Origin of the sequence: Pseudoalteromonas sp. MSK9-3 (assembly GCF_003590335.1) — a bacterium.
Classification (GTDB): domain Bacteria; phylum Pseudomonadota; class Gammaproteobacteria; order Enterobacterales; family Alteromonadaceae; genus Pseudoalteromonas.
On record NZ_MIET01000030.1, the window covers coordinates 190218 to 216752 of the forward strand.

A 26535-nucleotide genomic window follows, 5' to 3' on the forward strand; every position below is an offset into this window, starting at 1 on the left:
TGAAATAGATCTTGGATTAATTAGGTCAACTACCAAGCTTATAAAACAAAGAGGAAATTCACATGAAAGCACTTACAGGCGCAGCAATGGCAATGATGGTTGCCGGGTTAGTTGGATGTAATAGTACAAATACGACAAATTCATCAGCAGGCTCGGCGACAGCCAGTGCTGCTGCGAGTGCAAGTTCGACTGACCTTGTTCATTGTTACGATGTAAACGTATGCGGTGGCCACAATGATTGTAAAACTGCCAGTAATGCGTGTGCAGGTCAAGCATCATGCAAAGGCACTGGTTTTGTCGCAATGCCTAAAAAAGCATGTGGTGATGTAGGCGGTAAAACAAAAGATGCGTGGGTTGGAGAGATCGCGAAAGCGGCATTAGTGCATTGTCATGACGTGAATATTTGTGGTGGTCACAATGATTGTAAAACGGCAAGTAATGCATGTGCCGGTCATGCATCGTGCAAAGGTACGGGTTTTGTTTCAATGCCAGCTAAGTCATGTGGTGATATTGGCGGTAAAGTAAAAAGCTAATTTGATTTAACCCATTACAGATTATTAGTCCACAAAAGGCTATGGATGGCCTTATTCATTAGGAAGTCTATGTCAGTACCGTATTTAGGTTTTGGAATGGGGTTGCGTACATGCTACTTCGAACAAATTCTCACTGAGCAACCAGCTGTAGATTGGTTTGAAATTATTTCAGAAAACTATTTTGTCTCAGGTGGCAAGCCATGGCACTACCTTTCACAAATCAAAGAGCAATACCCTATAGTTATGCACGGTGTGTCTATGTCGATTGGTAGCACTGATGCGCTTAATTTTGATTACTTAAAACAATTGAAAAACACGATTGAGCGGGTTAACCCTATGTGGGTCTCAGATCACATTTGTTTTAGCGCGCTAGGTGAGTTTAATAGTCACGATTTGTTGCCTATGCCCTACACTGAAGAAGCGCTAGACCATCTAACACAGCGTATTTCGCAAGTACAAGATTACTTAGAAAGGCCAATGATATTTGAGAATGTATCGAGTTACTTGACTTATAAACAGTCGCACATGACTGAATGGGAATTTTTGACTCAGTTACATAAACAAACGGGATGTCAGTTTTTGCTAGATATAAATAATGTTTATGTCAGTGCTCGAAATCATGGCTTTTCAGCGATGGAATATCTAAATGCATTGCCGAAGCAAAGCATTGCACAAATACATTTAGCAGGTCATCAAGATTGTGAAAGCCATATTATAGATACGCATGACCAACCTGTGTGTGATGCAGTGTGGTCATTATTCTCACAATTTAGTAAACAACTGCCCGCGATTAGTACCATGATTGAGAGAGATGATAATTTTCCGCCTTTATCAGCGTTATTGTCTGAGCTTGAACAGGCTAAAGCATTAACTAAAGCGCATTGGGGGTAGTGTGGGAGAACTCGCAAAATTACAAGATGCCTTTGTCGCTATGTTACATACAGGCAGCCAGGGGTTAATACATGAGATTGAAGATCAAGCACCTCTTTCAGCGAGGCAACGTTTAGAAATTTATCAAAATGCTTACAAGATAAGATTACGCGGTGTTCTCGAGCAGGACCATGAAACTTTAGGGTTTTATTTAGGCGATGAGCTATTTGACCTTATGCTTTGCCAATATATTGCTCATTACCCTTCGCAAGATCGCTCCTTGCGTCAATTTGGTGAACGGTTACCGGCATTTTTAAAGGAGACTTCGCCCTTCTCAGAGCATGGTATTTTGGCAGAAATTGCCGAGTTTGAACGTATTTTACTGCGGGCTTTTGACAGTGCGGATGCTGCCCGCTTGAGCTGGCCTGAGTTACAAGCGATTGATATGAGTCAATGGCCTAACATGATTTTGGTATTGCACCCGAGTGTACACTTTTTTGTATGTGATTATGCCAGCGTGGAAAGTTGGCAAGCGTTAAAAGAAAAAAAGATACCGCCAGAGGCAGACATTGATGGAAGCCATTATTGGTTAATTGCTCGAGAAGTGGCCCTGCGAACAGGGTTCCATCCGTTAACACCATTACAGTGGCGATGTATGCAGAGTATTGCGCAAGGGATGCCATTTAGTATGGTGTGTCAGTCAGTGATAGGGGAGTTTGATGATGAGCAAGCTGGCTCAATGTTTGTTATTGGTGTTTTGCAATTAGGTATTCAACAAGGCTGGTTTAGCGATGTGCATTTGCTCCACGGTCAGTCTGTCTCGAAGGCGTTAACGTAACAGAGTTTGGCGTTGAGTCACGGATAACTTGTAGAGCGAGGAAAGCTCTACAACCCAGTCTTTTTTTACCAGCTTCCCGTGTTTCCCATCGAACACCAAGGCTCTTGAGCTGGTAATGCTTCGCCTTTTTGCAGGAGCTCAATTGAAATACCATCCGGCGATTGCACAAATGCCATGTGGCCACAACGAGGTGGGCGATTAATAACGACACCGGCAGACATGAGTCTATTACAGGCGTCATAAATATTGTCGACTGAGAAAGCTAAATGACCAAAGTTTCTTCCGCCGTTGTATTGTTCTTTATCCCAATTATAGGTTAATTCAATGGTTGGCTTGAAGCTGCTTTTGGCTTCTTCAAGTTGCCCAGGTGCTGCGAGATAAACCAGTGTAAATCGGCCACTTTCGCTGTCGTATCGTTTTACTTCTATTAAGCCAAGTAAATCACAGTAAAAACGCATCGACGCGTTTAAGTCTTCAACGCGTACCATTGTGTGTAAAAATTCCATAAAAATGCCCCTTGTTGTCTTGTTGCAGCCATTGTATGGCGAAATCATTAGATAACAAGAGGCAAAGTATGTGCTTAATTAATATTTAGCGGTGACCGTGACGCCACTAAACGTACTATATGCACGTAAGGCAATGTGCCATGTGCCTGCTTGTGGATTTGATAATACACAATTTTCTACATTACCATCTTTGTATGGTCGACAGTCATAGCTTGATGACGTTGGTTGACTGCCAAAGCGAACATAAAGGTCGGCATCACCTGTTCCGGATGCTGAATTAACCGTTAAGGTATTTACGCCACTTGGTAACGTGAGTGTTTTGTATACCCATTGATCTTTACTCGCACCAAGGTTTGGCCATTGCTCTGATCCGCCATTATCTGGGGGAGTTGTTGAGTCAAAACTCGCGACCAAGCTCACACCACTGTACGCTGCATAACCAGATAACATGACGTAGTATTTACCCGTTTGAATTGGGCTAATATCACAGGTTTCGTTATTACCGGATTTGTAAGGGCGACAGTCATAGCTTGTTGCCGTCGGCTTAGTCGCATGCTTAACATACATATCAACATCGCCTGAACCACCAGAGGTTTTAAATGAGAGTGTTTTTGCGCCAGCTGGCACATCTAAAACGTAATAAGCTTGGCTGCCTTTGTTGCCAGATTGCCCGGAAATTGGGGTATTGTTAGCCAATGGCGTATCTGCTGGTGGGTCAACTGGATCAGTTGTGTTATCAATAATACTCAACCCTGACGCACTTTGTTTTAATACCAGCTCATCTCCTAAGCCACTTGCATACCACCAGTTGATATTTGCAGGTAGCGCAAGGGGATTAGCCTCTCTTTGGGCCTTAGTTAAAGTACTTGCAGTACTGTCGAATTGTGCCGTTCTAACCGTCAGGGTGTTATTGGTTACGCTCATTACTTTAAATTGTTGAATACTGGCAAGGTCAATAGTCCACGACTTTGGATCATTGGCAGAACGTGCAGGTGCGCCCCAGCTACCTTCACCCACATAGACTGTGCCGCCAGTGGTTGTTTTCACAAAGTTATTACCTGAGGGCTGCAATGCTTCGGTAATTTTGTTGATATGAGTATCGGATTCAACAACCAAGTTCATTTTCTTGTCATAGAATGTTTGCGCCCACCAAGTATGCAAAATCGTATTATCTGATTTACCCGAATAATGTGGGTACATAGGTTTATGGTACTGCGCAACACGCCATTTAGCGCTTGAACCTTGAGATGTAAGGTCTTGTTTTAGCCAATTATTCATGGTGGTCGCATAGTTTGACCAACCACTGTTTTTGTACTGGCTATTCAGTGTGTAGACACGCAATAATTGACTGACATTAAATGCCCCATAAGTATCTGAACTGGTACAGCTGCCATCTTTATTAAAATCTACCCCGAATACTTGGCATAGGGTTTTATAATTGCCATCTTCGTGATTACCATGGGTTGCAACAAAGGGATAGATACGTTTGTAACTTATGCCATCGATTTGATCAGTCGAGAAGGTTAGCTGCCAATCTTTGAGGTACTCTTTCATTTCAGATGATGAATTAGCGTTAGTGTAGTCCCCGCCATGCATAATAAAGAGCGGTCTAATTTTAGCGATTAGCTGGTTGCCTTTTCGTCGGTTTGTCCAGCCTGTTCTTGTATCTCCACCAGCAACCACGGTAAATCCGTTACTTGTTGTTGGCGCAGTTTTAAACCACAAACGCTCACCACAGCCTTCACTGTCGCACACGCGATAATAAATATTACTATTGGCCGACAGTCCAGTTAATGTGACAAACTTGCTCTGTAAACTGCTCGCGAAAGTATGCGATGCAGATACTTGTTTAGTTTGCCATGTTTGTTCGTTGGTAGAGGTCCCATACTTTACCAAGTGATTGCTGCCCGTGGTTGGAGTAAATCCGATCGTGGCTTGTTGACTAGGGTTACTATCCCAGACTAATCGATGGTATTGGCTACCAGCATGGGCTGCACTGCTGGCGAGTGCTAGCCCGATTGCTAGACTCACAATGGGTTGTTTCATTTATCATTTTCCTTTGGTTGTGTAATGACAGAGGTGCGGTTGGATAACCGCGGAGTGTTAAATCTAAATGCCGTTAAATTGGGCGCAGTGCTAACCAACATGGTAAAGGCAGCATTGCGATAAGGTAATGTCATGCTCTGGCCGGTATGAAAGTTAACGGCTTTGCCGCCCATTTGAAATTGCTCGAAATGCGCAGGTAACTGATCATCGCTGTCTGACGTCCAATAATCGCCATGTTTGATATGAATAAAGTAGTCATGTGCTATATGTGTACTGCTTGGGCGTGTTGGAGCTTGAACCAAGCTTTGTAGTTCTGTGTGCGTAGGCAAGCGCCAGTTTTTTACGCCACATAATCCATGGCGGTTAGTGTGGCGTACTAGATCCTCGGTATCACATCGCGCTGGTTCAAAATAGCAATCGCCGAGGTTTTCTTCACCGGCGTGGTTGTTGAACCACGAATAAGTCCAATATCCATCATGAATAGACTCGTTATCTGTTTTAACTTCCCACAGAAGATTACTTTGATGATCTAGCACACATGCCCAAGGCCCTTGCCATGGCTTTAAGGGTTCACCATCAGCTGATATTTTCGTATAACGAGGGTGTTCATGACTGGGCTCAGTTGCTCGCTCTATTGAACAATAGAGCGTAATGGCTGCAAGTATTAAGAGTGAACTCACTATTCTGGCGTTCATAGCGAGTACCTCAGCGCAATGGCTGCATTGTGTCTGGTATGTGCTATTTGGCTATGATCAAACGCGGATACCCACATACAAATCCCATTTTGTAGCGCAACGTCATGGTCTGAACTTGTCTGGTTTTTACGCACAAGTTCTAATGTCCACACCCCATCTTTCCAATGTCCGCGAGCGCGCACATCAGCACGATCTCCTTCGAAGCGATTGGATCGATAGAGCACGGAGGGGATCTGACTGCCGATTGGATAATTATCTTTGGCTGATTGATACGCAGAAGAACCAAACCAAGGAAGGACTTGGTTTGGCGTCGTTAAGGTGTCGGGCAATCGTTTTGGTATGACGCCTGTTTGGCTATACCATTGCCAATTCATGACGTATGCACCACTTTCTTTTCCGTCTGGTAAGTAGCCTGCACTGTAGCGTCTTTGACCATGTAAAGGTTGGGCAGGGGGGCCTATAAAGTTATCATCGGCAAGGACCATGTCATTGGTACGTACGGCTTTCCAGTGCCATAAATCTCTTATATTGCCATCTACACTGGCATGGTAGCCTTTGCCATGCCAATTATTGGGTTTATTATCAAGTGGCTTTTTTCCTAAATGGGTGGTTCCGTCGGCGCCATTGCCGCATGTGTGTGAGAGCATAACGGCAAACTTGTCTTCGTAGTGCTTTCTTTCATCAAAATTTACAAATCCATTCTCTTTAACTTTCCAACCATCTTGCGTTTTTTCTAATGGGAGGTGCGCTAAGCTGTGCGTTGGGTCTTGCCATTTAAACAGAAAAAAGGTTTCGTGTTGGTTATGTAATGCCTTAATAGTGACCGTAGTTTGGCCATCAATAAAGTTTGCACCACCGATGGTATGAACTTTAATACTGGGTGTATTTTGCCATGCCTCTTCAGTATCTAATCCATCAACCTCCATTAAAGTTTGTGGCTTTAGGGAGGTTACCTGCAGGAATGTTTGATTGTGTAGTGTGAGGTAAAAAAAGAGGGGGGTTGCCAGTAAAAGGGCTAAAAGGCATACCCAAGGAAACTGACGCTTAGGGATAAAGAGTAGCCTTTTTATCAACTTCTTACCATATTGTATAACGTATACCCAACTGTGCAGGATCAGGTAAGCAATGATCAGCAAGGCTGAGATAAGATGTATTGTGTGCGCATTAAATTGAGTTAGATTAAAATAGACACACCAGCCAGTAATAAGACTCGCGACGAATACAAGGTATCCAAATTGGTTAATGAAAATATGATATTTACTCCCCGTGGGAGGTGATTTATTTTTCTTTCTGTAAATAAGATAGCTAAAACTCAGTATGGTAAGCGTACAGGCGCTTAACATGTGCCAAAAATGAACTCTACCTTCTGGTAAAATGGGGCTCAGCAACAAAAAACTATCATGGGTTACTGTAGCGATTCTTAAGCCACTGAATAAACTTGTGAAAACTGTGATGATTATAAATAGATGTAATAGCAAAAATGTAGAACGATACAAAACTTAGCGACTCTTCTTTTACAATGGTTGATTTATATTCACATTCTATTTACTTATTGTGAAGTATTTATTATAAGAAATTCTGTAAGTTAGAAAATGTCAGGTGCTTTGGTTATGGATCTGTAACTTTTATTGGCTAATATTAATGAAGTGATCCACGTCTGAACTGAAACAGGGAAATAATGGCTAAACTCATACTCGATAGTGAAAATGTAATTGATAGCATGGCTGACATTGTGGCTTGCTTAAATACCAGTGACTCTATCCAGCGCTTTCTATTAGATATTCACTGTATTTTGCAAAAAATTACCTATGCGGATAATTTTTACGTTGTGCTATTTAAGCAGGATGGTCGGTTAAGCTTCCCTTATTTTCATGATGTCAAAGACGATTTACGTGCAGAAGACCTAGAAGACTTAGATGTTGCTGAAATATCCAAGTCATTAACAGCGTATGCCCTCACCAAAAAGCAGGTCTGTAACTTTACCTGTGATGATATAGAAGGGTTAATCTCCCAAGGGACGCTAGAAGTTCTAGGGTCGTTACCTAAACAGTGGTTGTGCTTTCCGCTGTTAAATCGGGACGTTTTTCTTGGTGCATTTATTATTCAGTCTTATCGACGAGAGCAAGAGTATTCAGGGGTCATTGTTGAGCTGTTGTATACCATTAGTCACGTTATTTCGTCAGCGCTTGATGCATTCAATAACCAACAAGCATTACTAGAAGCCAACCACACGCTGCAAAACTATCAAAGTGAACTTGAACTGCGAGTTGAAGAACGTACAAAGGAGCTGCAAAATAGTTTAGAAGAGCTTAAAAAAGAGGTAACGAAACGAGAAGAACTACAACAGTTACTAGAGTATGAATCATTACATGACAATTTAACGGGATTGGCAAATCGTAAGTATTTATTTAGTGAGTTGACTCGACTGGCAGCTAAATCATCACGTTCACCGGTAGACGTTTATGTATTGTATTTAGACTTAGATGACTTTAAACCAATTAATGATCAATATGGTCATAAAAGTGGTGACTTAGTGCTACTTAGCGTGGCAAAACGTTTACTTAAAGAGGTTCGCAGTTACGATATTGTGTCGCGTTTAGGGGGCGATGAGTTTGTTGTTGTGATGATCGAACCATTAGAAAAAAGTGTATTACTACAAGTTTGTGAACGATTATTAAAAAGTATTCAAGCACCTATTGAACTTGAAAACAATGTTCAAGTGAGCTGTGGATGCAGTGTAGGAATTGCTGGCAGCTATGAGCATACATTTAATGCGGAAGAGCTGCTCCATGCGGCAGATGAAGCCTTGTATGTGGCAAAAAATAAAGGCAAAAACCAAATTCATTTTCAAGAGGATGAATAGGCCTTTGTACTTTTTCTCCGTTTGCTTTAGGATCAAAGTACTTAAAGAACTTTATCGTTAGTACTATGTTAATCAGAGTTTTATTATTTATCTGCGCGTTTGTTTCTGCGCCAAATTTTGCGATAGAAGTAACAGATCTTTACCAAAGCACGCTGGCTGTTGCGGACAAAACCCGCGCGACCCGTGTAAAAGCAAGCCAACAAGCATTGATGAATGTGATCAAAAAGCTGACCGGTCGATACGAAAATGTTGATCATGCCCTTGTAAAAAAAGCCAAACGTTCTATTTCTGACTATATGCTCAAATATGAGTACTTAAATCTAGATGATGACGACGGTGAGCTTAAAATCCGTATTAAATTTGAAGCGAGTAAGGTAGAAACGCTGGTACGTGATGCGCAACTACCATTTTGGGGTAATCGCAGGCCAATGATCGCCATTTGGTTGGCCATTGAAGACAATTTACAGCGCGATTTTGTTACTCAAGAGCGTTACCCACAATTGGGGCGTTTGATTTATGATACAGCAGCAGAGTGGGGCGTCCCAGTGGTTGTGCCCTTACTGGACTTGCAAGATAGAGCCAGTGTAGGGATCGCCGAAGTGTGGGGGAATTTTTCTGACCCCGTTGAGCAAGCCTCTATTCGTTATAACGCTGAGCGAGTTATTACAGCACGTATGTTTAAACAACCCCACAGTAGTCGATGGCAATTAGAGTGGCGCTATACTGATGCAGAATTATTTGAGTCTAATCAGCTCGTGGGTGATAAACAACAAGTATTGATCCAAATGGTTAATGATTTATCTTCTGTTTTAGTGGCCAACTATGTGATTGATCCGACGGTATCCTATGCGACAACTAGCACCGTTTTTACCGTGGATAAATTAAACGATTTCACCCATATTGAGCAGGCCAAACGTCAATTAAAAAGCATCAGCACAGTCGCTGGAGTAGACGTTATTTATCGTTCTAAAGATGTAGTTAAATTTGAAGTCGAGCATACATCGAGCTTAGAAGATTTGATCAAAGCACTTAAGCTTGAGCAAGCATTTTCGGTATATATTGACCCACGTGCATTTTATCATGCCGCTGATGCAGAAAGTTTGAAATATAGTTGGGTTGGACCATGATGGAAATGGAACCGTTGCAAATGGCGTTGCCCGTGACGCTGCCTGATGATGAAACATTCACCTCTTATTTCGGCGGTGAAGCTTCATTAGAAGTGACGCATTTAAAAACAACGTTGGCGACGATTCAACAGGGTTTTCATTTTACATACTTATGTGGTCTAGCAGACTCTGGCAAGTCTCATTTATTATATGCAACGTGCATTCATGCTCAAGAGCTAGGTTTATCAACCATTCTTTTGAGTTTAAGAGAAGTGATTGATTTTGGCCCCGCGGTATTAGATGGATTAGAAAATCTGGATGTTGTCTGCATTGATGATGTGCATCTGGTTGCGGGCATAGAAAGCTGGGAAAAAGCGTTATTTAATTTTTATAACCGCTTTAACGAGCCGGGTAAATGTTTAGTTGTTACCGCTGATTTATTACCTAGCATGTTAAACATTTCACTGCCTGATCTTGAGTCTCGTTTAGCATGGGGAACCACCTTTCAAATACGTTCGATGAGTGATGATGACAAAGCGGAAGCTTTGGTTAAACGTGCCAATATGCGTGGACTTGAACTGACTGATGAGTGTGCGCGTTTTTTGTTGACCCGTTTAAGCCGAGATATGCGCGCATTACTCGATGTATTAGACAAATTAGATCATGCTTCTATGGCAGCACAGCGCAAATTAACCATTCCTTTTATAAAAGCCACGCTGCAATTGTGATTGATTTTTAGCCTAACATTCTCTAAAAATCGCAAATTTCGCCTCGAAAGCAAGGTTTGCGATTAAAATTTAGCATGTTTACAAAAATAATCTGATTGAAAGGCAAACAGAGCCCTGTTAGGGCTAGAATCTGACCTATGCTTTCAGTTATCATACTTAGTCAACACACAGCAAGTTACCTCAATAAAGATCAGGTATAGAATGAACTTAGAGAATATTTTAGCGCAAGCGCTTGAAGCCGTGAATGGCGCAAGTGAAATCGCGCACCTTGAGGACGTCCGAGTAAACTACCTTGGTAAAAAAGGTGAGATCACTGGACTATTAAAAACACTAGGTACTTTGGCGCCTGAAGAGCGTAAAGAAGCTGGTGCAGTGATCAACCAAGCGAAGACTCAAGTACAAAACGCGATCAACGAAAAGCGAGAGTTATTAACGCAACAAGCACTAGAAAAAAAGCTAGCTGCTGAAACCATCGATGTGACTTTACCTGGGCGTGTTATGCCTGTAGGCGGTGTGCATCCGGTGACTCGCACAATCGAACGAATTCAGTCATTCTTTGGTGAACTCGGCTTTGAAGTAAAGTCAGGGCCTGAAATTGAAGACGATTTTCATAACTTTGATGCGTTAAATATTCCTGAGCACCACCCTGCACGTGCTGATCATGACACATTCTATTTTAATCCGAAATTGGTATTGCGCACGCAAACCAGTGGTGTACAAATCCGTACGATGGAAGCTGAGCAACCACCACTGCGTATTATTTCGCCTGGCCGCGTATACCGAAATGATTACGATCAAACTCACACACCCATGTTCCATCAAGTTGAAGGCCTTATGGTCGACACTGATGTGAGCTTTACTGAGTTAAAAGGTATTTTGCACGATTTCTTACGTAACTTCTTTGAAGAAGATATGGAAATTCGTTTCCGCCCTTCATATTTCCCATTTACTGAGCCTTCGGCGGAAGTAGACGTTATGGGTAAAAATGGTAAGTGGCTAGAAGTGCTTGGCTGCGGCATGGTACACCCTAACGTATTACGCTCTGTTGGTATCGACCCAGAGAAATACACTGGATTTGCATTTGGTATGGGTGTAGAGCGCCTAACAATGCTGCGTTATGGTGTTAACGACCTGCGTGCATTCTTCGAAAACGATTTAAAATTCCTAAACCAATTCAGATAAGAGCGAAGTAAATATGAAATTTAGTGAAAAGTGGTTACGTGAGTGGGTTAATCCAGCCATTGAAACTGAGGCTCTATCTGAACAGCTTTCTATGGCTGGTTTAGAGGTTGATGGTTTAGAGTCTGTTGCTGGTGATTTCTCTGGTGTTGTCATTGGTGAAGTGGTTGAGTGTGGCCAACACCCTGATGCAGATAAGTTACGCGTAACAAAGATCAATGTTGGCAAAGACGAACTGCTTGATATCGTGTGTGGTGCCGCAAACTGCCGTACGGGTATTAAAGTGGCCGTTGCACAAGTGGGTGCAGTATTGCCTGGCGACTTTAAAATTAAGAAAGCTAAGCTACGTGGCCAACCTTCACATGGTATGTTGTGTGCGTTTGAAGAGCTTGGCATGGCTGAAAGTTCTGACGGTATTTTAGAGCTGCCAAGTGACGCTCCAATTGGTCAATGTATTCGTGAATACTTTGCATTAGATGATGTGACTATTGATGTTGACTTGACTGCAAACCGCAGTGACTGTTTAGGGATCAAAGGCCTTGCACGTGAAGTTGGCGTTTTAAACTCTTTAGATGTAACTGAAGTAGAGATCACACCTGTTCAACCTACAATCGATGACAAAATTGATATTGAATTGGTTAACAGTGCGTCGTGCCCGCGCTATTTAGGTCGGGTCATTAAAGGTATTAACCTTGATGCGACAACGCCACTGTGGATGGTAGAGAATTTGCGCCGTTCAGGTGTACGTTCAATTGATCCGGTTGTTGATGTTACAAACTATGTGTTATTAGAACTCGGCCACCCAATGCATGCGTTTGATTTGAGCGCAATTGAGGGCGGTATTAAAGTACGTAACGCCAATGAAAATGAAGAGTTGGTATTACTTGATGGCAACACAGCTAAGTTAAACCCATCAACATTACTGATTGCCGATGATAATAAAGCGCTGGCAATGGCAGGTATTTTTGGCGGAGAAGCGTCGGGTGTGAAAGAGGGAACGCAAGACATTCTACTTGAAAGTGCTTTCTTTGCACCGCTGGCAATTGCTGGACAAGCACGTAAGTATGGCTTGCACACAGATGCGTCTCATCGATATGAGCGTGGTGTTGATTATACATTACAACATGATGCTATGGAGCGTGCTACGGCATTGCTACTAGACATTGTTGGTGGTCAAGCTGGCCCAGTTGTTGAAGCAGTATCAGAGCCAGATCTACCCGCTGTTAAAACAGTGACCTTACGCCGTGCGCGTTTAGACCGCGTTATTGGCTATCATATTGAAGATGAAAAAGTTACTGACATTCTAACTCGTCTAGGCCTTGACGTAACCGTTGGCGATGATACGTGGCAAGCGGTTGTGCCAAGTTACCGTTTTGATATTCGTATTGAAGAAGATTTAATTGAAGAAGTCGCTCGCGTATTTGGCTATAACAACATTCCAAATGTGGCACCCACTGCTGCATTGAAAATGACGACACACGTTGAAGCTAATTTACCTGTCGCACGTTTTCGTAATGAATTAGTGGCTCGTGGTTTCCAAGAAGCTATTACATATAGTTTTGTTGACCCTAAAGTACAACAGCTACTACACCCAAGCGCAGATGCATTGGTATTGCCTCACCCGATTTCGGTTGAAATGTCAGCGATGCGTGTAAGCTTGATGCCAGGGCTTATAAATGCGGTTGTTTATAACCAAAACCGCCAGCAATCACGTATTCGTTTGTTTGAACATGGTTTGAAGTTCATTAAAGATGAAACGGCAGAAAATGGTGTGGCACAAGTGCCCGTGCTTGGTGGAGTTGTTTTTGGTAACACGCATAACGAGCACTGGTCAGTTGAATCTCGTCCAGCTGACTTCTTCGATGTGAAAGGTGATGTTGAAGCATTGCTCGCACTGACTAATGATACTGCACGCTTTAGCTTTAAAGCGGAGCCAAGTGAAGGGCTACATCCAGGACAATCAGCAGCAATTTATGTTGATGGAGTAAAAGTTGGCTTTATTGGTGCTGTTCATCCACAATTACAAAAGTCGCTTGGCTTAAACAGCACAGCGTACGTATTTGAAGTGGAAGTTTCTGTTTTAGAAACAAGAAAGCTCCCAGAAGCGGTAATTGTGTCTAAATTTCCATCAAATCGCAGAGATATTGCTATTTTAGTTGCAGATGACGTAAAAATAGGCGATATTTTAAATAGCATCGAGAAAGTTGGCGGAAATCAATTAGTTGACCTAAACTTATTCGATGTGTATAAGGGCAAAGGTATTGAGCCAGATTTTAAGAGTTTGGCGATTGCTCTTACATTACAAGCGGTTGATAGAACGCTCGAAGAGAAAGATATCAATCAAGTTGTAGACAACGTGGTGGCCGAATTGGCCAAACAATTTAATGCAACGTTGAGGGACTAGATATGGCGCTTACTAAAGCCGACATAGCTGAACACCTATTTGAGAAATTGGGGATAAATAAAAAGGATGCCAAAGACTTAGTTGAAGCGTTTTTTGAAGAAATCCGCTCAGCGCTCGAAAAAGGGGAGCAGGTTAAGCTCTCTGGATTTGGTAACTTTGATCTTCGTGACAAAAAAGAGAGACCAGGCAGAAACCCGAAAACGGGTGAAGACATTCCTATCTCTGCGCGTCGCGTTGTTACTTTCCGCCCTGGGCAAAAACTGAAGACGCGAGTCGAAGTCGGAACCAGCAAAGAAAGCTAGCAGATCGCACGGAGCGATTAAAGAACTTGAAGACCTTGGGTATGTTTCATATTCAAGGTCTTTTGCTTTTTAAATGACGGTGACGATATAGGTTAGGTCGTGCAATATCAATAGGAAGAATACGACTTAATTTTATCCACTTCCACTAAGTAAATGACTTGCGAATTCCGGCTTAGGAGCCGTATCTGCATTACTTATCTATAGATAACAACCACGTGGTGTATCAGTCGTAATATGTTTAATATACAGCATATTATTGGTGAATTCGGCTATATAAAAAACGTGTGGGGAGTGTTCTAATGCCTAGTCTACAGAGTTTACTTTATTGCATTACAAGGCTACAACATTACTATACTGCGCTATTTATCAATCATAATTGGTGAGCTCAAGTGTAATCGTGTCAATTTAATCAAGTTTATCTTAGGCAAAGTTGTCGCTTAAATTTTAATTTTGAAAATTTTTGCTTATATGAACGTCGCATGGTCATTCAGTTTTTAACACTTTAGATAATAGTTAAGGGATGTGAAGTTATTGAAAAATATTACAGTGGAGTTGGTCAACGCATTCACGGCTAAAGGGCAAGGTGGCAACCCTGCAGGTGTTGTTTTAAACGCGGCGCAACTGTCTGATGAGCAGAAGCTAACCATAGCGCAAACCGTGGGGTATTCAGAAACTGCGTTTGTTTGTGAAGATGACATAGCTGATTATGCTGTTTCTTTCTTTACAACCGCTGGAGAAGTGGATTTTTGCGGCCATGCTACTTTAGCAGCGTTTTCGATTATGTTTCAAAAAGGTTTACTGAAAACTGGGACTTATACTCAACACACGAAAGCGGGCATATTGCCGGTGGTTATTGAATCTAATGGTAGGGTTGTGATGGAGCAACAATTACCTCAAAAGCTTGCTCGTTTTTCTTATCAAGACATTGCAAGTTACCTTGGTATTGAAAGTAACGTGTTAGGTAGTACCGAATTGCCAATTGAAGTCATTTCAACGGGACTGCCAGATTTGATCATCCCAGTTCCGAGCGGCTATTTAGACATACTCCAACCAGATCACGAGAAAATTACACAGTTTTGTAAAGCGCATGACATTATTGGTTTTCATGTATTTGAGCTATGTGATTCAAACAGCTCATTTACCGCCAGTTGTCGTAATTTTGCACCCCTATTTGGGATCCCTGAAGAGTCAGCAACAGGCAGTGCCAGCGGCGCGCTAGCGTGCTACCTGCATGAGCATTTAGCGCTCGACAGTGAATATAGTTTTGAACAAGGCAGGGCAATGAATTGCTCGTCGCTCATCACAGCATTAGTTGAAGTACAGAGCTCATTAGTAAATAGCGTAAAAGTTGGAGGATTTGCCAAAAGTAAAGGCTTGATGACCGTACCTATTTAACCTTAGGTTATTTAATAAGTGTAGTTGGCCCATAAAGCCATTTAGAGTGGCGCTTGATCAGATTAACTCCCACTGACCTGCATGTGCGAGATACTTATCAATATGTTAAAAATATCCAAAGATAGGAGTATGCCTGTTCCTATAAAGTTTGGTTTCACCCTATATTCAATTTAAGAATAGTAAATATTCAAATGATTGATATTCTTCATGTTTACCTAAATAATGAAATAACTCAATAAATACAGTGCGTTATTAATAATTAATAACGTTAAAATGTAACGTGAAAATATTTTATGATTGTCTTGCTTGATTTTTAAAGTGTTAACGAGCTATGTTGTAGTAACTAATTCATCGAGCGTTTACCGCTTGTCAAAAAATCCGTTACGCAATTATTCATTGCGACATGACCTTTTCGGCTCTATCAAACCATGATACGCCTGTCGAAAACGGTTCGATACCTCACTCTAAGTGGGGATCACAATCAAATTACACTTAATAATTTAACCTAAGCCGTGTGCTAGCACTGTATTTGAATATACACCGCAACATTGTGTTGTCACTTTGAGCACCAGTATGCCTTATTTAAACCTTGTTTCGCAGCGTGTACGACAGGCATTTGTGTGCCTTAATAGTCGTCTACGTTTGTGTCATGTTACTACTTCGCTTAAGTTTAATTATTGTTCATGAACAGCAATAATGGGGAAAATAAAAACCGTGAGTTTACACAACACAAAACGATTAGTCATCAAAGTAGGTAGTGCACTTATTGCACCGCGAGAAGATGGTTGTAAGACTCGTTATTTACTCGATATTGCCCAGTTTATTGTGCATGCGAGATCGCAAGGCATTGACGTATTGCTTGTATCTTCTGGATCAGTCGCTGCTGGTGCACACCACTTTAAAAACCCTGATAGAAATAATATAGCGATAAAAAAAGCGATGGCGGCCGCTGGGCAAATGGACATGATGTCAACTTGGGATCGGTTTTTCGATTTCCCCTCAGCTCAGTTATTAATGACGCACGCCGATCTGCGTGATAAAGAGCGTTACAATAGCATTCGGCTTACGCTATTTAGTTTGTTAGATGAAGGTATTTTGCCCATTATTAATGAAAATGATGCGGTTACAACGGATGACTTACGGGTGGGTGATAATGATAATTTATCTGCGATGGTGGCTGCTGCTGCCGATGCTGACACTTTAGTAATTTGTTCTGATGTTGATGGTTTATTCGATAAGAACCCAAACACACATAATGACGCAAAGCTCATTAAAGAAGTAAACAGCATTACGCCTGAGATTTATGCTATGACGAGTGGTCCTGTGAGTGGTGTAGGCACCGGAGGGATGAAAACTAAGCTAGAAGCAGCTGAAAAGGCGACGTCTCACGGTATTATGACATACATTATTAATGGTTTTGATGAGACAACATTTAGTGCGCTGTTGCAAGGTGATAACCCTGGCACATTGTTCACGCCGTTTGATAAACCAATGGAGGAATCGCAACATTGGATGACGCATACCGCCGCTGAATATGGCGAATTAGTGGTTGAATCAGAGCGTATAGATAAAACTGACGAACTCAATTGTAAAGAGATTTTATCAATTCAAGGTGAGTTTTCAGCCGGTGAAACCGTACTTATAAAAAATACTAAAGGGCAGCGTTTGGCTAAAGCCAGTAGCAATTATAGTAGTTGCTTGCTGCACTTTGTGACCCAAAATACAGAGGGCGTCAATACGAGTCAGATGCAACGGAGCATGGGCCCTATCATTTCTAATAACGACATTGCTGTGCTGGAGAAAAAATAATTATGGGATTAATTACCAACCTATCTAAAAATGCAGCGAAAGCGGCAAAAGTGTTGGCATTATTGTCAACGGCACAAAAAGACCAAGTGTTACAGGCTATGGCTGATGCATTACGAGCGCAAACAGAGCACATCATACTTGCGAATAAAGAAGACTTAGCCAATGCTCAGCAGCATAGTTTAAGCCCTGCCATGATTGATCGCCTTACGTTAACCACTGCACGTATTGAAGATATGGCTCAAGGGATAGAGGCGATTGTTTCGTTGGCGGACCCTGTCGGCCAAACTCGTTCACTGGGAGTTCGGCCAAATGGCATTGAAATCAATAAAATGCGAGTGCCACTGGGTGTAGTGTGCATGATTTATGAGGCCAGACCAAATGTAACGGCTGATGCTGGCGCACTGTGCTTCAAATCGGGCAATGGCGTAATATTACGTGGCGGTAAAGAAGCGTTGGCCAGTTCAATGGCCATAGCCAAAGTACTACATCAGGTGTTAACTGAGTTTAATTTACCCGAGGCGCTTATTTCGGTTGTCCCAGACCCTGATAGAGCACTTATGATGGAGCTTATGCAGCAAAAAGAATACATTGACTTGATCATTCCTCGTGGTGGAGAAGGGCTTATTAATTTTGTGACTGAAAATAGCACAGTGCCTGTGATCCAGCACTTCAAAGGCGTTTGCCATTTATATGTTGATAAAGATGCAGACTTAAAAGTTGCTGAATCACTCTTATTAAATGGTAAAACTCAGCGCACAGGCGTTTGTAATGCGCTTGAAGGCTTGATTGTGCATAAAGAAGTTGCTCATAACTTTTTAAATCAAATAGCGCCTATTTTTCGCGCTGCAAACGTCAAAGTGAATTGTTGCCAACACGCAGCGCCGTATTTTGACGACGTGACCGTGTTAAACGAGGATGAATTTGGTGAAGAATATTTAGCACTAGAAATAGCGATCCGCATTGTGAGTGATTTTTCTGGGGCTATTGAGCATATTGACCAATTTGGCAGCCACCACACCGAGGTGATCTGTACCGCTAACGCAGAGACGGGCACCTTGTTTCAGCGCAGTGTCGATGCGTCTGTGGTGATGGTAAATGCCTCATCAAGGTTTAGCGATGGCGGTCAATTAGGGCTAGGTGCAGAAATTGGCATTGCGACAACCAAATTACACGCCTATGGACCTATGGGGCTAGAGTCGTTAACGACTGAGAAGTACTTAGTTAATGGCACTGGGCAGGTGAGAAGCTAGTTGTGTTTAATTTAAGTGGACAATTGTTAGCGCAGGGCACCCCTTGCGTTTTCAGTTATCATCTGGATATCAAGCTGTATGTGTTTATCCTTTGGTCAATTTGGTAAGGTAAATTAATGATACAGCAAGCTTACGATTGCTTTACCGTCTAAATCCCTGATACGTTTTAATTGTATCGAATTTATTGACTAATCTTATAGTTAGGCTGCGCATTTGAGCAGCCTTTTAAGTTTTTATCCTTCACTAATTATTTGGGCCACATTTCCACCCTTTTGAAGTCGGATCTGGAGCGTGACAAAATATATTGGGGTGCGACCAGCAATGATCAGTTGCAATAGTACCTCCCCCAATATGGTGTGTTTTTTCTACCGGTATAGACCTTTTACTTGTAGATAGATTTTTAATGTGCTTTTTATTTAATTTCATCGTATTTCCTTTTGTATGTTCCTGTTTGTTTTTTAACCTCAGCCTTTCATGTTGTCAACTTTAATGCATATGAGCTTTCGCTTAGTGGGTTCATTCATTCAAACGAATGTTGGCGATGAATAAAAACATAAGTGGTTATGTTTAACACATTTCTTGAAAATAGACATTTAGCATTGGTGTTAATGATAATAATTTTCATGTATATTTGCATTGTGTTTTATTTATCAACGTATTGAAATTAAAGTGAAGAAGGTATTTATGACAGATAAAAATAGTTGGCCAACTGATTCTGATGGAGATATGCTGCGTTTATTAGAGGAAAGAAACTTTGATTTTAACGTTTTGCATAACATCGAGTTTAATATTGATTTTCAAGCTTGGCCGCTAAGTAAAGATCAGCAAGTTTCTATTTTAGAACAGTTACCTGATGCTAGTTTTGTCGAACCAGATGAAGACTCCATTGCAGAAGGTGATGAGTCAGGTTATGTATCATTTGCAGTAAAAAACAAAGTAACTTATGAGTTTATAACCCAAGAACAAGAAAGGTTAGGTGATCTTTTTTCTGACATAGGTGGTTTTTGCAACTCTTGGGGTGTGTTGAGCCCCTGTGGTGGATAGCAAAATAGCGAGAACGTGACATGAATACTTTTGTGCGGAGAGTTTTTTTAATACTACAAGCTGTTACTTAAATTTTTAAAGTTAACAAATGAAATAAGCATTATTCGAAGTAATTAAACTAAGAACGCTGAATAAATTAAATAGAAATTTATCGAAGGCAGTATGAATTAATAAGTTGGTTCATACTTTTTCTATATTTTAGCTCTGGTGGATCTTAATATAATAAAAAACACCTTCATTGATATGTTAAGGTGTTTTTTATTTCAATAAATTAACAGAAGTCTTTGGTCCAGCGACATAGTAGCGCTTCACGAGAGTAAGTACCTGGTGCTGCAGTACCGCCTGCGACTTTATTTGTTTTTTGTTGTTCTAGTTGGTTGTTTTGTAATGACTTTAAATGCTTCTTTTTAATTACTAATTTCATTATCTTTCCTTAGTTTTCTGTGAAATCACAATCTAATTTCCCCTGCCTTGAGAGGGTAGGGCGGTGATGTATTAGGATATTATCTTAATACCCCACCTATAATTTCATATTTCAAATATTGGTGTAAAATGAGAAATACTCATTTTACCCAGTTTTGGTTTTTCGGCTGGAAGATTTTTCAATTTATAATTTGGTTTTTAACTTATTAAATAAGGTGAAATAGTGTCTGTATTTATTTAACTTCAGCATCAAATGCTAGATTTAAAATATCGATACTAAGTTGGCTTAAAGAGTATATATTATGATCCATAAAGCTCTCAATGCTTTTAAATTAAGCAGCCACTAGACTCGAAAAAACTGTACGCTTTGATAGCCAGCATTGGTTATATGTACCTCAAGAGGCTCGTTATTTAGAACGGCCTTTTGTAAACGAAGACTCATTGCTTCTAATTCTTGAAGTAGTTTAGAAGGGACATCGCCACCTTGATAAACAGGGAACTTCACGACCCAAACACCTTCTTGCGTTTTTTTGAGCATTAACACTTCACCTGACTTACCTGCATATGCGTTTTCATCTATCAAATGTTGGTGTACTTTTTGTGCTACGGTCTCATCAATACTTGAAGCATCATATACAAACGAGGCTTCGCCATGATGTATAGAGGTAAAATTGTTGTTTAAGGCTATCGCCGCAACTACAAATGCAATCACAGCTAAAAATATTATTTTGTTCATTGATGCTTCTTAGTTAGAAAGTTATATCAGTTACATTGTAATTTAATGAAGCATGAAGGTCATGTTTTGGAGATAAACGTTAGTTTTTACCTGCCGAATGACAAAGTTACTATTGCGTGTTTAGATTGTGTATTAATGACTTTTTCAATAACCATGAAGTAACGGGTCATGTCTTCATGAAGGTGAGATGTTTCAACTGCGTTGTGTGTATCTACGGTGTTTTATAATTAATACGTCAGGTTACGGTTTTTTCATGAAAGGTGAAGAAAACTCAACATTAGTATTGTTTTTTAAAACAGAGGGTTACATTTTAAGCGTGAGTAGAGCTCTTGAAACTTGTTGTAGAATTGAACATGTTGTTAATTGGGTGAGCGGGTGCTTGCTTATTATTCTTATAACTTATGATAGGGAACAACATGAAAATTAAAAAAATACAACTTAAAACACTCACTAAGAATATAACCTTAAATGATGACCAAACACAAAAAATCGGCGGTGGCACCGGTGCTTACAGTAAAAATTATGGAGCTTGCTATACATCGCCTGCGCATTGCCCTACAGCGATTATTTGCTAATTTTTACTAGTGTTAGATTAAAAAAGTAGCGAGAGTCGCTACTTTTTTAATTAAAGAGAGCAGGCTTATTAAGCACCGCTTTCCATGATAGACGTGCTACCAGTCTTAGCCAGTTCAGCAAGGTCTTTATCAATCCAGAATAATGACTTACCGTCTTCACCAACCAGTTCAAGCTTGTCTAGAATCCCTTTGAACAGTTTTTCTTCTTCATGCTGCTCTGCAACATACCACTGTAAGAAGTTAAACGTTGAATAATCATGAGTGGTGAAAGCAACGTGTGTTAATGCATTAATACGCTTTGTAATTAAGCATTCGTGCTCATATGTGTTACGGAAAATATCACCTAGAGACTCAAAATTGTGAGGAGGTGCGTCAATTGCGCCTAAAATAGGCAACGCACCCGTTTCACTCACGTAGGTGAAAAGGCGGTTCATGTGTTCCATTTCTTCAATAGCATGTTTTCTCAAGAACTCAGCCGCACCTTCAAAACCACGATCTTCACACCATGCACTCATTTGCAAATACAGGTTTGAAGAATAAAATTCTAGGTTAATTTGCTCGTTTAACTTTTCTACCATTTCTGGGGCTAGCATAGGGAAACTCCTCAAAAAAATTATGCATGCATTGTTCTTTAATCTGCTTGTGAATACAAGTAGCTAATAGTAAAAATCAAAGAAAAATAATGCTTTAGGCGAAAAAAGTAGTGTTTTTTGCGTTAAGGAAAAAGCGCAATCACTCTCATTAAAGCTCATTGGCTATATTTTTGCGTTAACGATGAGAGAGGTACAAATTTAAGTGTAAATACGAATGATTATTTTAGTTTAGTCCCTTTGCATAGGTACTTTTTATCGCTCGCGGAGCGCGCGCACTTTTTACAAAAGAAACGACTCGGCGAGACAATTTCAACGAGTTGAGACGCTTTGCTCTCGATGTCTTTTCGTTTCCATTCACACAGGGTTTTACTCATACAGTTTACCAAAAATCATTAAATACAAATCAGCATTATTAGCATCTCGCTCTTGGTCGGCATTTTTACTTAAATGTTTAAAGAATTCCAGTACTTTAATTTGTGATCTAATGGGTGAGTTGGTTATGAGTGCTCTCTGACTTGGCTCATTGCTTAATATCTATCATGTGGGCGCGATGGAAAGCGTTACCTGAATATGGATGCAAAAGTTTTATGAATGCTTACTGCTTACATAAATATGTTTTTAGCGCTGTTTACTTTAAGGATTGTTAGTCATCTAAATGACTCATTTGTAACTTAGACTGACTGAGCTTATGAGAGAGGTCAGCGGAGACGTAATAACCATGGCAAAAAAGGGTAAACGTGCATTGAACAAGCAGATCAAAAATGTATTTTATGCTTGGCTAGCGTGTAGCTTTGTTTTTGGGGTTATTTCTTCACTTCTTTACATTCAAAAACAGCAGTCTTCTAAACAACACTTACAGCATATAGCGCATAAAATTCAGTTTGAGCTTAACTCACAAATACACGTTGTTGATCAGTTTTTACTTGAGGCAGAAACAATACAGACAGCATGTAACTCGAGTACCTTAAAGCTATTACGACAACAAGTATTTAAAAATCCAGCGGTCAGTGAAATTGGTATTGTTAATTCATCTGGGCTACTGGCGTGTAACTCATTTGGTGCAGTGGTGCCTGCGATTCAAACCACAGAACCCATCAAGGTGGCTGGGCTAAGATATCATGGCCCTATAATTAGCGACTATTTAGAAATGTCGGCGTTTGTATTAGCGAGAACACGCACTGATGGATATGAGATTAACGTTTTATTGCCATCTGCATGGTTACGCGGATCACTCAATCTAGCACAGTATTCATATTTGGATTTTGTGGCATTGGTTGACTCGTTAACGGGAGTCCCTATCATTTTACAGGGGCAGTATAGTTTACCATTAGACACTTCGCTGTTTCCATTGCTGGAAGAATACAAAGGTTCGGGGTTATTCGATGACGGCCGCAATAAATATATTTTTGCGAAACCACTTCCCGCGCTTCCGCAAATTTCGCTTTTAGTGGCGAGTAACAACACTGATTTATTTAAGCTTGATACGCAACTTTTAATAGTCATAGCAATCTTTTATACCCTGTCGTGGTTGATGCTATGTATTCTTCTAAATTATTACGACAAAACACAAATGGGGCTAAAGTCGCAATTAAGACGCGCTATATCGCAGCATGAGTTATTTAATGTTTATCAGCCACTCATCGACGCGACAACGCGTGATGTTGTGGGTGTTGAAGTGTTGATCCGATGGTTACACCCCGTTGAAGGCGAATTGAGCCCAGCGTTGTTTATTCCTGAAGCTGAGCGCAGTGGGGCGATCGTACAGATTTCGATAGCACAGATAAAACAAGCGTTACGGGAACTTGCTCCCATCTTAGTAATAAACCCATTGTTTAAAGTTTCTTTCAATGTGAATGGGCAGCTTCTTAGCAATAGCGGTTATTTAGGCATACTGCATTTAGCCAGTCAAGAGATCCAAAACCTCACCATTGAGCTCACCGAAAGAGATGTACTTTCACAGTCTGAGGTGAAAAACTCACTCGAAAATATTAAAACATGGGGTGTAGAAGTAGCCATTGATGATTTTGGCACAGGTTATAGTGGCCTGCATTACTTACAAAGCTTTTCCATTGATTTATTGAAAATTGATCAGAGCTTTGTTGCATCAATAGGTTTAGATAACCTTCAGTCGCCAGTTTTAAACGCAATGATTGACATGGCAGGTAATCTGAATAAGAAGTTGATTGCAGAAGGCGTTGAAACGCAAACCCAAGCAAATTACCTTATTGCGCATGGCGTTACTATTCATCAGGGCTGGCTATATGAAAAGGCACTAAAAATCGACTCGCTATTTGAGTTACTCTCAGATCATAGCCAATTTTCATCAGTTCAACGTAAAGCTGGGTAATGAACATGCCAACTTTACAATATGTCTTCAGTGCTGCAATGCGTAAATAAACGCAAAACTGTTTTTATATACAGTTGTTTTGTGTATTCTACTCGCATATAAATATGGGAGAATACATAATGACCTTCACGTTTGAAGAAAAAGCCCCCTCACCAGACGAGTTTTGCGCGCTCCGCGTTACGGCAGGCTTATCTGCAAAGTCATTAGAAGCAGCAAAAATCGGGTTGCCAAACTCTTTGTATGGTGTCTCTGTGAGAGACGGATCCATCCTTATTGGTATGGGCCGTGTAATAGGCGATGGTGCTTGCAACTTTGAAGTGGTTGATATTGCGGTTGACCCGCGTTATCAAGGTCAGGGGCTTGGTCGAAAAATCATGAATTACATTGATGATTATTTAGCATCCGTGGCGTTAGAAGGCTCTTATGTTTCAATGATAGCTGATGAGCCTGTTTTTTATGAAAAGTTGGGATATAGATTGGTTTCTCCCGCAAGCCAAGGCATGACGAAAAAATTTAAAGCCAAAAATAGATAAGCGTTACGTTAGGCTGGAAGCTTATGATAAGCCACGATTGAAGAGGGTGCCATTAAGGCACCTTTTATTCTTAAAAAAACCACTGCTATTATAAAGTCACGGTTTGAACGTAGTCATACACTATACATTTGCGATAAAACAGCCGTGGCTTTCAAGTGTAATACAGCCATCGTCATAGTGACCCAAATTGTGGCGTAACTCAGAGTGTTTACCCGGCGCTGTGAGTGTTAACCTGAGTGACTGGGCTTGAGCGCTGAGGTTAAATACACACAGAGTGCGCTCGCTTTGATAGCTGCGATAAAATGCCAGTATGGGTTCTGGCGTGTCTATAAATTCAATATTGCCAAACAATAATGTCGACATTGTTTTTCGCCATGCCATAAAATGGCTAAACAACTGTAAAGTTGAATCGGGCTCTGCGAGCTGTTGTTCAACTGAATAGGCCGCGTGTTCTTGGCAAAGAGGCAGCCAAGGTGTGTGTGTGCTAAATCCTGCAAACTCGCTATTATGATGCCAAGGCATAGGAGTACGACACCCATCACGGCCTTTAAAGGTAGGCCAAAAGGTAATACCATAAGGGTCTTGCAAATCATCAAATGCAACATCAGCCTCACCAAGGCCAAGCTCTTCTCCTTGATATACACAAATACTGCCGCGCAGTGACGCGAGTAACGCAGACAACATTGCTGCTTGTTTTGGGTCGGTTGTATTATTAAGGCTCCAACGACTCGCAACACGCTCTACATCGTGGTTGCTAAACGCCCAGCAAGGCCAGCCTTGTGTCATTTCTTGCTCAAGCTTGGTGACGGTTTCACGAATGTAGGCTGCGCTGTAGTCATTTGTAAGTAGCTCAAAACTATAGCCCATATGCAGCTTGTTACCATCTGCGGTATATTCCGCCATGGTCTTTAGCGAATCTTCAGAAGAAATTTCTCCTAAGCTAACAGCGCCTGGGTAGCGGTCAAGTAACTGACGAATTTCTTGCATAAATGCTAAATTTTCAGGTTGGGTATTATTATAGTGATGATACTGGAATGCATATGGGTTATCTTCACTGAACCCGCGGCCTTGGCGTAATTCTTTTGGCTTTGCTGGGTTGTCTCTCAGTTGCGCATCATGATAACAAAAGTTAATGGCATCAAGGCGGAAGCCATCTACCCCTCTTTTTAACCAAAACTCCACATTGTCTAATACCGCTTGCCGTACCTCTGGATTATGAAAGTTCAGATCGGGTTGCTCAGTCAAGAAGTTATGCAAGTAGTACTGGCAACGTCTTGGTTCCCATTGCCACGCTGAACCGCCAAAAATAGACAGCCAATTATTAGGTGCGCTGCCATCTGGTTTAGCATCTGCCCATACGTACCAATCTGCTTTATTGTTGTTTTTATTAGTACGACTTTCTTTAAACCAGTCATGTTCGTTAGACGTGTGACTGAGTACTTGGTCAATAATGAGTTTTATATCACGTTGGTGTGCTTGTGCTATTAGAGTATCAAAGTCGTCGAGGCTCCCAAACATAGGGTCGATATCTCGATAGTCACTAATGTCATAGCCAAAGTCTTTCATGGGAGATTTGAAAAAAGGAGAGATCCAAATTGCGTCTACTCCTAAAGACTGAATGTAATCTAATTTGCTAATGATCCCTTTTAGATCACCAATACCATCACCATTTGTATCTTGAAAACTGCGAGGGTAGATCTGATAAATCACCGCCCCTTGCCACCACGGATGTTGAGCCATGCACTTTCTCCAAATTTGTG

The 26535-nt window shown here is 41.1% G+C and carries 24 protein-coding genes; 16 read left to right on the forward strand and 8 right to left on the reverse strand.

What is annotated here, in order from left to right:
* Nucleotides 1–62 precede the first annotated feature (62 nt).
* The 3 genes from BGP78_RS13955 (at nt 63) to BGP78_RS13965 (ending at nt 2241) form a co-directional block, all read left to right on the forward strand.
* Complete coding sequence (locus BGP78_RS13955; RefSeq protein ID WP_119861938.1) at nt 63–533, forward strand: hypothetical protein; 471 nt, start codon at nt 63–65, stop codon at nt 531–533.
* Between the two features lie 69 nt (nt 534–602).
* Nucleotides 603–1424, forward strand: a complete 822-nt coding sequence (locus BGP78_RS13960) for a DUF692 domain-containing protein (protein ID WP_119861939.1) — start codon at nt 603–605, stop codon at nt 1422–1424.
* 1 nt (nt 1425) lies between these two features.
* Nucleotides 1426–2241, forward strand: coding sequence for a DNA-binding domain-containing protein (locus BGP78_RS13965; RefSeq protein WP_119861940.1), 816 nt, complete (start codon nt 1426–1428; stop codon nt 2239–2241).
* Between the two features lie 65 nt (nt 2242–2306).
* On the opposite strand, the gene BGP78_RS13970 is transcribed toward BGP78_RS13965, so the two are convergent.
* The 4 genes from BGP78_RS13970 to BGP78_RS22930 all read right to left on the reverse strand — a co-directional run bounded on the left by BGP78_RS13970 (nt 2307) and on the right by BGP78_RS22930 (nt 6414).
* Entirely contained in the window at nt 2307–2747 is a 441-nt protein-coding gene (locus BGP78_RS13970) for a VOC family protein (protein ID WP_119861941.1), read from the reverse strand.
* A gap of 78 nt (nt 2748–2825) precedes the next feature.
* On the reverse strand, nt 2826–4793 hold the full coding sequence (locus BGP78_RS13975; RefSeq protein WP_119861942.1) for a pre-peptidase C-terminal domain-containing protein: 1968 nt from the start codon (nt 4791–4793) through the stop codon (nt 2826–2828).
* Complete coding sequence (locus BGP78_RS13980) at nt 4790–5488, reverse strand: DUF1566 domain-containing protein (RefSeq protein ID WP_119861943.1); 699 nt, start codon at nt 5486–5488, stop codon at nt 4790–4792. The genes BGP78_RS13975 and BGP78_RS13980 overlap by 4 nt, the downstream gene beginning before the upstream one ends.
* Entirely contained in the window at nt 5485–6414 is a 930-nt protein-coding gene (locus BGP78_RS22930) for an ethylbenzene dehydrogenase-related protein (RefSeq protein WP_259386315.1), read from the reverse strand. The genes BGP78_RS13980 and BGP78_RS22930 overlap by 4 nt, the downstream gene beginning before the upstream one ends.
* 752 nt (nt 6415–7166) lie before the next feature.
* Here BGP78_RS22930 and BGP78_RS13990 point away from each other — a divergent pair.
* The 10 genes from BGP78_RS13990 (at nt 7167) to BGP78_RS14040 (ending at nt 19568) form a co-directional block, all read left to right on the forward strand.
* A complete protein-coding gene (locus BGP78_RS13990; RefSeq protein WP_119861945.1) occupies nt 7167–8351 on the forward strand; it encodes a sensor domain-containing diguanylate cyclase in 1185 nt (394 codons plus the stop codon).
* Nucleotides 8352–8416: 65 nt separating this feature from the next.
* Entirely contained in the window at nt 8417–9478 is a 1062-nt protein-coding gene (locus tag BGP78_RS13995; protein WP_119861946.1) for a DUF2066 domain-containing protein, read from the forward strand.
* Entirely contained in the window at nt 9475–10185 is a 711-nt protein-coding gene (gene hda / locus BGP78_RS14000) for a DnaA inactivator Hda (RefSeq protein ID WP_119861947.1), read from the forward strand. Before BGP78_RS13995 ends, hda begins: the two co-directional genes overlap by 4 nt.
* Nucleotides 10186–10386: 201 nt before the next feature.
* On the forward strand, nt 10387–11367 hold the full coding sequence (gene pheS, locus BGP78_RS14005; protein ID WP_119861948.1) for a phenylalanine--tRNA ligase subunit alpha: 981 nt from the start codon (nt 10387–10389) through the stop codon (nt 11365–11367).
* 13 nt (nt 11368–11380) lie between these two features.
* Nucleotides 11381–13768 carry a phenylalanine--tRNA ligase subunit beta gene (gene pheT, locus BGP78_RS14010; protein ID WP_119861949.1) on the forward strand — a complete coding sequence of 796 codons (2388 nt, stop codon included), beginning with the start codon at nt 11381–11383 and terminating at the stop codon, nt 13766–13768.
* A gap of 2 nt (nt 13769–13770) precedes the next feature.
* Nucleotides 13771–14070, forward strand: a complete 300-nt coding sequence (gene ihfA / locus BGP78_RS14015; RefSeq protein WP_010362644.1) for an integration host factor subunit alpha — start codon at nt 13771–13773, stop codon at nt 14068–14070.
* 522 nt (nt 14071–14592) lie between these two features.
* Nucleotides 14593–15465, forward strand: a complete 873-nt coding sequence (locus BGP78_RS14020) for a PhzF family phenazine biosynthesis protein (protein ID WP_259386318.1) — start codon at nt 14593–14595, stop codon at nt 15463–15465.
* 696 nt (nt 15466–16161) lie between these two features.
* Entirely contained in the window at nt 16162–17274 is a 1113-nt protein-coding gene (proB, locus tag BGP78_RS14025; protein ID WP_119861950.1) for a glutamate 5-kinase, read from the forward strand.
* Between the two features lie 2 nt (nt 17275–17276).
* On the forward strand, nt 17277–18524 hold the full coding sequence (locus tag BGP78_RS14030; RefSeq protein ID WP_119861951.1) for a glutamate-5-semialdehyde dehydrogenase: 1248 nt from the start codon (nt 17277–17279) through the stop codon (nt 18522–18524).
* 684 nt (nt 18525–19208) lie between these two features.
* Nucleotides 19209–19568 carry a ribonuclease E inhibitor RraB gene (locus BGP78_RS14040; protein ID WP_119861953.1) on the forward strand — a complete coding sequence of 120 codons (360 nt, stop codon included), beginning with the start codon at nt 19209–19211 and terminating at the stop codon, nt 19566–19568.
* 271 nt (nt 19569–19839) lie between these two features.
* Here BGP78_RS14040 and BGP78_RS22675 read toward each other — a convergent pair whose 3' ends face one another.
* Complete coding sequence (locus BGP78_RS22675) at nt 19840–19992, reverse strand: hypothetical protein (RefSeq protein ID WP_182912287.1); 153 nt, start codon at nt 19990–19992, stop codon at nt 19840–19842.
* A 342-nt stretch (nt 19993–20334) separates the two neighbouring features.
* Nucleotides 20335–20727 carry a hypothetical protein gene (locus tag BGP78_RS14045; RefSeq protein WP_119861954.1) on the reverse strand — a complete coding sequence of 131 codons (393 nt, stop codon included), beginning with the start codon at nt 20725–20727 and terminating at the stop codon, nt 20335–20337.
* A gap of 416 nt (nt 20728–21143) precedes the next feature.
* Between BGP78_RS14045 and BGP78_RS22680 the strand changes: the two genes are divergently transcribed.
* On the forward strand, nt 21144–21302 hold the full coding sequence (locus BGP78_RS22680) for a hypothetical protein (protein WP_182912288.1): 159 nt from the start codon (nt 21144–21146) through the stop codon (nt 21300–21302).
* 68 nt (nt 21303–21370) lie between these two features.
* On the opposite strand, the gene ftnA is transcribed toward BGP78_RS22680, so the two are convergent.
* Complete coding sequence (gene ftnA, locus BGP78_RS14050; protein WP_010362650.1) at nt 21371–21895, reverse strand: non-heme ferritin; 525 nt, start codon at nt 21893–21895, stop codon at nt 21371–21373.
* 718 nt (nt 21896–22613) lie between these two features.
* Between ftnA and BGP78_RS14055 the strand changes: the two genes are divergently transcribed.
* Both BGP78_RS14055 and BGP78_RS14060 read left to right on the forward strand, forming a co-directional pair.
* The gene (locus tag BGP78_RS14055) at nt 22614–24242 is read left to right on the forward strand and encodes an EAL domain-containing protein (RefSeq protein ID WP_119861955.1); all 1629 of its coding nucleotides are present in this window, start codon (nt 22614–22616) and stop codon (nt 24240–24242) included.
* 119 nt (nt 24243–24361) lie between these two features.
* Nucleotides 24362–24775 carry a GNAT family N-acetyltransferase gene (locus BGP78_RS14060; RefSeq protein ID WP_119861956.1) on the forward strand — a complete coding sequence of 138 codons (414 nt, stop codon included), beginning with the start codon at nt 24362–24364 and terminating at the stop codon, nt 24773–24775.
* Nucleotides 24776–24895: 120 nt separating this feature from the next.
* On the opposite strand, the gene BGP78_RS14065 is transcribed toward BGP78_RS14060, so the two are convergent.
* Nucleotides 24896–26515, reverse strand: coding sequence for an alpha-glucosidase family protein (locus tag BGP78_RS14065; protein ID WP_119861957.1), 1620 nt, complete (start codon nt 26513–26515; stop codon nt 24896–24898).
* Between the last annotated feature and the right edge of the window lie 20 nt (nt 26516–26535).

Excerpts from the sequence above, each read along its gene's own strand:
- BGP78_RS13955 (WP_119861938.1), top strand. The coding sequence starts at position 63 with ATGAAAGCACTTACAGGCGCAGCAATGGCAATGATGGTTGCCGGGTTA.
- BGP78_RS13960 (WP_119861939.1), top strand. The coding sequence starts at position 603 with ATGTCAGTACCGTATTTAGGTTTTGGAATGGGGTTGCGTACATGCTAC.
- BGP78_RS13970 (WP_119861941.1), bottom strand. The coding sequence starts at position 2,747 with ATGGAATTTTTACACACAATGGTACGCGTTGAAGACTTAAACGCGTCG.
- BGP78_RS13975 (WP_119861942.1), bottom strand. The coding sequence starts at position 4,793 with ATGAAACAACCCATTGTGAGTCTAGCAATCGGGCTAGCACTCGCCAGC.
- BGP78_RS13980 (WP_119861943.1), bottom strand. The coding sequence starts at position 5,488 with ATGAACGCCAGAATAGTGAGTTCACTCTTAATACTTGCAGCCATTACG.
- BGP78_RS22930 (WP_259386315.1), bottom strand. The coding sequence starts at position 6,414 with ATGGAGGTTGATGGATTAGATACTGAAGAGGCATGGCAAAATACACCC.
- BGP78_RS13990 (WP_119861945.1), top strand. The coding sequence starts at position 7,167 with ATGGCTAAACTCATACTCGATAGTGAAAATGTAATTGATAGCATGGCT.
- BGP78_RS13995 (WP_119861946.1), top strand. The coding sequence starts at position 8,417 with ATGTTAATCAGAGTTTTATTATTTATCTGCGCGTTTGTTTCTGCGCCA.
- hda (WP_119861947.1), top strand. The coding sequence starts at position 9,475 with ATGATGGAAATGGAACCGTTGCAAATGGCGTTGCCCGTGACGCTGCCT.
- pheS (WP_119861948.1), top strand. The coding sequence starts at position 10,387 with ATGAACTTAGAGAATATTTTAGCGCAAGCGCTTGAAGCCGTGAATGGC.
- pheT (WP_119861949.1), top strand. The coding sequence starts at position 11,381 with ATGAAATTTAGTGAAAAGTGGTTACGTGAGTGGGTTAATCCAGCCATT.
- ihfA (WP_010362644.1), top strand. The coding sequence starts at position 13,771 with ATGGCGCTTACTAAAGCCGACATAGCTGAACACCTATTTGAGAAATTG.
- proB (WP_119861950.1), top strand. The coding sequence starts at position 16,162 with ATGGGGAAAATAAAAACCGTGAGTTTACACAACACAAAACGATTAGTC.
- BGP78_RS14030 (WP_119861951.1), top strand. The coding sequence starts at position 17,277 with ATGGGATTAATTACCAACCTATCTAAAAATGCAGCGAAAGCGGCAAAA.
- BGP78_RS14040 (WP_119861953.1), top strand. The coding sequence starts at position 19,209 with ATGACAGATAAAAATAGTTGGCCAACTGATTCTGATGGAGATATGCTG.
- BGP78_RS22675 (WP_182912287.1), bottom strand. The coding sequence starts at position 19,992 with ATGAAATTAGTAATTAAAAAGAAGCATTTAAAGTCATTACAAAACAAC.
- BGP78_RS14045 (WP_119861954.1), bottom strand. The coding sequence starts at position 20,727 with ATGAACAAAATAATATTTTTAGCTGTGATTGCATTTGTAGTTGCGGCG.
- BGP78_RS22680 (WP_182912288.1), top strand. The coding sequence starts at position 21,144 with ATGAAAATTAAAAAAATACAACTTAAAACACTCACTAAGAATATAACC.
- ftnA (WP_010362650.1), bottom strand. The coding sequence starts at position 21,895 with ATGCTAGCCCCAGAAATGGTAGAAAAGTTAAACGAGCAAATTAACCTA.
- BGP78_RS14055 (WP_119861955.1), top strand. The coding sequence starts at position 22,614 with ATGGCAAAAAAGGGTAAACGTGCATTGAACAAGCAGATCAAAAATGTA.
- BGP78_RS14060 (WP_119861956.1), top strand. The coding sequence starts at position 24,362 with ATGACCTTCACGTTTGAAGAAAAAGCCCCCTCACCAGACGAGTTTTGC.
- BGP78_RS14065 (WP_119861957.1), bottom strand. The coding sequence starts at position 26,515 with ATGGCTCAACATCCGTGGTGGCAAGGGGCGGTGATTTATCAGATCTAC.